The sequence below is a fragment of the Methanobrevibacter ruminantium genome (genome assembly GCF_016294135.1).
GTDB lineage: Archaea > Methanobacteriota > Methanobacteria > Methanobacteriales > Methanobacteriaceae > Methanobrevibacter > Methanobrevibacter ruminantium_A.
Genome location: NZ_JAEDCO010000061.1, coordinates 1 through 5,444, shown reverse-complemented (window position 1 = coordinate 5,444; position 5,444 = coordinate 1). Strand labels below are relative to the sequence as shown.

General features: G+C 30.8%; 6 protein-coding genes. 3 read left to right on the top strand and 3 right to left on the bottom strand.

Translation table 11 applies throughout. The annotated features are described in order from the left end of the window. The 3 genes from VW161_RS08610 to amrS all read left to right on the top strand — a co-directional run. Positions 1 to 431, top strand: a 431-nt coding sequence (locus VW161_RS08610; protein WP_325192937.1) for a GNAT family N-acetyltransferase, incomplete at its 5' end; no start/stop codon positions are given. Positions 432 to 560: 129 nt separating this feature from the next. Continuing rightward, positions 561 to 1,688, top strand: coding sequence for a thiamine-phosphate kinase (gene thiL, locus VW161_RS08605; RefSeq protein WP_325192936.1), 1,128 nt, complete (start codon positions 561 to 563; stop codon positions 1,686 to 1,688). Positions 1,689 to 1,725: 37 nt separating this feature from the next. Next, positions 1,726 to 2,748: an AmmeMemoRadiSam system radical SAM enzyme gene (gene amrS, locus VW161_RS08600; RefSeq protein ID WP_442919881.1), complete on the top strand. Its 1,023-nt coding sequence runs from the start codon at positions 1,726 to 1,728 to the stop codon at positions 2,746 to 2,748. A 10-nt stretch (positions 2,749 to 2,758) separates the two neighbouring features. Here amrS and VW161_RS08595 read toward each other — a convergent pair whose 3' ends face one another. The 3 genes from VW161_RS08595 to VW161_RS08585 all read right to left on the bottom strand — a co-directional run. Beyond that, the gene (locus VW161_RS08595; RefSeq protein WP_325192934.1) at positions 2,759 to 3,970 is read right to left on the bottom strand and encodes a CDP-glycerol glycerophosphotransferase family protein; all 1,212 of its coding nucleotides are present in this window, start codon (positions 3,968 to 3,970) and stop codon (positions 2,759 to 2,761) included. 21 nt (positions 3,971 to 3,991) lie between these two features. Beyond that, positions 3,992 to 4,759, bottom strand: coding sequence for a phosphocholine cytidylyltransferase family protein (locus VW161_RS08590; RefSeq protein ID WP_325192933.1), 768 nt, complete (start codon positions 4,757 to 4,759; stop codon positions 3,992 to 3,994). 110 nt (positions 4,760 to 4,869) lie between these two features. Then, on the bottom strand, positions 4,870 to 5,444 hold a 575-nt coding region (locus VW161_RS08585; protein ID WP_325192932.1), incomplete at its 5' end, for a hypothetical protein.

Below are 5,444 nucleotides of genomic sequence, written 5' to 3'. Positions count from 1 at the left end.
AAAGGTTCATTGAGCTTACAAGGCAGTTGGACAATGAATACTTTTTCAAGCTTGGAGATGTAGTTGAAAGATACTTAGACTACAATGCATTGACAGATCCCCATATTGTAATTCTTGCATTGAATTGGGGAAAGCCGATTGCCTGCGCCAGTTTCAGATTAATTGACAAGGACACAATTGAAATCAGAAGGGTCTATGTCAAAAAGAGATACAGAAGAAAAGGAATTGCATATAAGCTTATAAAGCAGCTTGAAAAACTGGCTATGGAAGAGAATTTCAAGTATGCTGTTATAGAAACAGGCAAGGAAAATGAGGCAGCAATCAATCTATATAGGAAACTGGATTATGAACTAGTTGATAATTTCGGCATCTTTGAAGGAGACGATTTGTGCATTTGCATGAAAAAACAGTTTAAGTCCCTGATTTTCTAACCAAGCTATTACTCGCTTCGCTCGTAAAACCTTGACCAAAACTCTTTCTAATAATATTGAATTATAATCTTTTTTTATTTTTTTTATAATTAAGAATTTTTTTATATTAAAAAAATCAAATATCTTCATATGAAATCAAGCCAAATCAAAGTCTCTGAAATTGGTGAGAAAGGCCTTATTGAAAGAATAATAGAAAAATCCAAAACATGTTCCTCTTGCGAATTTGGTATCGACAATGACCTTTCCAATTTTGCAACATCAATTGGAGACGATTCTGCACTTACAAACATCAATCTGGATGATAATAGCTATTTAGTCACTTCAACTGACATGCTGATTCAATCCAGCCATTTCCCAAAAGGCATGACTTATTTTCAAATGGGATACAAGTCAGTTGTAGTCAATGTCAGCGACCTTTCCAGCATGGGTGCAGAGAATATCGGATTTTTATTGAACATAGCCATTCCAAAATACATGCTTCTTGATGACTTTGATGATTTGATATGTGGAGTCATAAGGGCTTGTGACAATTACAATATTCCCCTCATAGGCGGCGACACCAACGAGGCAAGTGAGATAATAATTTCAGGAACGGCCATTGGCCAGGTTGACAAGGACAAGGCCTTGATGAAATATGGATTTAAAAAGGGTGACCTGGTTTGCATAAGTGATGAATTGGGATACGCTGCGCTTGGATTTGAATTATTGGCTCTTAAGGAAAAAGATCAGATTCTATATCAGGAAAAGATAGAAAAAATAAAGGAAATTGATTCAACAATCATAGATTTGGCTTTATTAAAGGCATTAATGCCAGAAGCCAAATATGATGAAGGCCATATTTTAAGAGACTGCAATACATCAAATAATAGAGTTTCTGCAACAGACATTACAGATGGCCTTGCAAGCGAATTTTATGAAATATTGAATTCAAATAAGAAGTATTCCAATCTTAATGACAACAGTTCATCCAATTCCTATTCCAAAGGAATAAGAATCTATGAGGATAAGCTTCCTGTAGAGGATGAATTCAAGGAAATAGCTAATATTCTGGGTTTGAATTACCTTGACTTATTCCTCCATATAGGAGAGGATTTTGCATTCTTGTTCACAATAAACAATGAACTAAAGGATCAATTGTCAAGAGAAATGAATTTTTATGTTATAGGTGAAATCACTGACAATAATACAGTTGAAATAGTACTCTCAAATGGTCAAATTGAAAAAATAAGCTCAAGAGGTTATCAACATCTCAAATAAGCAACAATGAACTCATTTTTTTTCAGGTGTTTTTATGATGAGGGAATCCAGCTTTTACACTAAACTATATGAAGATGATTCATCAGCTCTAAAATCAGTTCAATGCAATCTATGCGGAAGGATGTGCAGAATAGCCGATGGTAGTTCAGGATTCTGCAATACACAAAAAAACATCGATGGTAAATTATATTCAATTAACTATCAAAGGATTGCTTCATGCCATACCGATCCTATTGAAAAGAAGCCCTTGTATCACTTCTTGCCCGGCTCTTCAACATACTCAATAGGTGGTTTTGGCTGTAATTTCTCATGTTTGAACTGTCAGAACTATATGCTATCAATGAATTCTTATAATGAATTCAACTCAACTAAAATACTGCCAGAAACCATTGTTAAAAATGCTATTAATGACAATTGCCTATCGATTTCTTGGACCTATAATGAACCTACGCTATACTTTGACTTCGCCCGTGAAACTTCTTTGATTTCACATAGGGAAAATCTTAAAAATGTATATGTTTCAAATGGCTATATGAGTGAGGAATCATTGGATGAAACTCTAAAGTTCATTGATGCATTCAACATTGACTTGAAGTTCTTTGATGACAGGCTCTATAGGGAAATCTGTGGAGGAAAATTGGACATTGTTCTTGATAATCTAAAGGCCATTTATCAAAGCAAGTCTCATTTGGAAATAACAACCCTCCTGATTAATGACTTGAATACAGATGAAGACCACATAAGATCAATCTGCAATTTCGTATTGGAGGAATTGGGGAAAGAGGTTCCCATTCACTTTTCAAGGTTTTTCCCAATGCATAAGATGAGCGATGAAAACCCAACAAAAACAGATTACCTTTTAAGGGCTAAGGAAATAGCTATAGATATGGGTATTGAATATGTTTATTTGGGAAACATGCCTGCTGACAACAATAGCTATTGCCCTAATTGCGGTGAGCTTTTGATTGCAAGGGAAAGATATTGCAACAGCGATAAAAATAGAATAAAGGATGGCCATTGCATTAACTGTGGCCATAAGATTAATTTAATCCTTGAATAGTTTTTTTTAATTATTTTTTGCTTCTAATCAATTCAATGATTTTTTTGGACGCGTTTCCATCATCAAATGGATTGAACTTTTCATTCCATTTCCTATATTTTTCACCGAATTCTATCTTATAATTCTCTTCAGTGTAATTTTTTATGAAATCAATCATTTCTTCATTTGTTTCGCATATTGGCCCAGGAACTTCTTCAACCATATCAAAATAAAAGTCTCTTAAATTGTTTTTATAGTTTTCCAAGTCATAGGTGAAGAACAGCATAGGCCTTTTTAAAATGGAATAGTCAAACATCACTGATGAGTAATCTGTTATCATCATATCTGAAATCAAGTATAGTTCCTGAATATCCCAATTAGCATCGCATTCAATTACAAAATCATTGTATTTACTCCAATCGATGTTTTCTTTCACTAGATAATGGAATTTAACGATTAGAATGTAATCATCCTTCAATTCCTTATACATTTTGTCAAAGTCCATTTCTGTTGCGAATTTGTATTCTCCTTTTTCGTGATATTCATTATCTCTCCATGTAGGAGCATAAAGGATAATCCTTTTGTCTTTTGGAATATTCAAGCTTGTTTTTATCTCATCAATGTCTTCTGGATTGTTTTTATTTATTAGAATGTCATTGCGAGGATATCCAATTTCAAGCATCTCACCCTTAAAGTCAAAAGCTCTTTTGAATATCTCAGAGGAATAGCTGTTTTGTGAAATCAGATACTCCCATAATGCAGTATTTTTCTTAAAGTCATCATGGTACAGGCTTATATCTTGATTACCGCTCATGTCTATATAATCCATATCCAGCGCTAATTTTTTAAGCGGTGTCCCATGCCATGTTTGAATATACTTTGTTTTCTTGTTTTTCCTAAGATAGTATAAATGCCTTGAATCGAAAACCCATGCTCCACTTCTAAGGGTGTAATATAGGAATTTTAAAAAGGATTTTTTAACTTTTATTGCATTTCCATTTATTTCAGTGTTTGTATTTGTAAATACCCATACGCATTTGAATTCTTCATCCAATCCTTGATTCAAAATTTCTTCATAGATAGACTTAGGATTTCCAGTAAAATTTCGACCATTGCTTGATTCAAAGAGAATAATTTTATCATTTACAGGAATAACATATGATCCGATTATGTATAGTCCTCTTACTAAATATTTGCCTATATTTAAAATAATTGCTTTGATTTTATTAATTACTTCGGCCATATTATCCCTTTTATTATTTTATTATCCTTCTAATTCTTTTACTAGTGCATTGGCATTTTCCCAATCCTTATGGTCATCTATTTCAGTCCATTTTAAACCATTTGTCAAAACAAAATCAATTGTTTTAATAACGCTTAAATCTTTGTATGCAAAATCATAATAGTTTTGTGGGTCTTCTTCTATTAATCCTTCTAAAATTCTATTGAATTCTGCCACATCATCATAAAGTACTTTTGATACTCCAATAAATTCTCCACTTGATGATTGAATATCTAATTGTTTGCCTATTGAATGAATTTTACCATTAGCTATTGTTTTTTCGTCATTTAATGATTCATCATCGATTATAAGTTTGAATGATTCTTCATTTAGTTCTTTAAAGTTGTCAATTATCATTCCAGTATTTTTAGAAGCAGCTAATTTAGCAATGATTTCCGGATCAACAACATTATCTCCATTTACTAAAATAAAATCATCCAAATCATTTTCCTCAATGAATTTACTGGCAAGATAAGTTGACACGGAAGTGTTTGTCACATCATATTTTTCATTTACAATAGCTTTTATTTCTATATCATACTTTTCAGCTATTGATGGGCATAAATCCATTACTTTTTCTTTATTGTAGCCTACAACAACAATAAATTTTTTTATATCTGCATTAATGCAGTTTTTAATCATTCTCTCAAGCAATGTCATTTCATTTATTTCAAGCAATGCTTTAGGGATATCTTTAGTTAGAGGCATTAGTCTAGTGCCCATTCCTGCAGCTAATATCACACCAATCATTTTATCACTATTTTTGATATTCTTATACTTTCTGTCATGTTCAAACAGATTTTTTAATATTTTTTTAGATAATTATAATTTTATTTGATTTTTTAAAGTTTATAACATTTTTATAATATCTTTTTGATTTTATCAGTTGTTTTTACAACAAATCTAGACTTATATTTTTCTATAGTTTTTTCTAATGCTTTATTTTCTTCTTTTAAATGTTTATTTTCTTTTTTTAACTTTTTATTCATGTGTTTTAGTTTACTTTTTTCATTTTTCAATCTTAATATTTCATCAAAATCTTCTTCTAATGTTTTATTTGAATTATAAAAGTCGTCTGAAATTAAAATTTTATTTCTGGTGTTCAATACTCTTATCTTATTTCTTAGAGTATAAAATTCAAATTTTTTATCTAATTCTATAGTTTTAAATGTTCTTTCAGTTTTTAATTCCCATTTTCTAATTGGTCTTTCTAGGATTTCTATATATGGTATTGAAAATTTGAATGTGTATTTATTTTCTTTTTCATAGTTTAAAATAGGATATTTGATTTTTTCAAAAGTAACTACATTTTCAATATAAACATTATCTATTTTATTATCAGAAATTCCATAAAACTCTAATACCTCATCTACAAATTCGACATTTTTAATTTTAATCTTTAAAATAAGAAGGTACTCATAAATCATAATCTTAT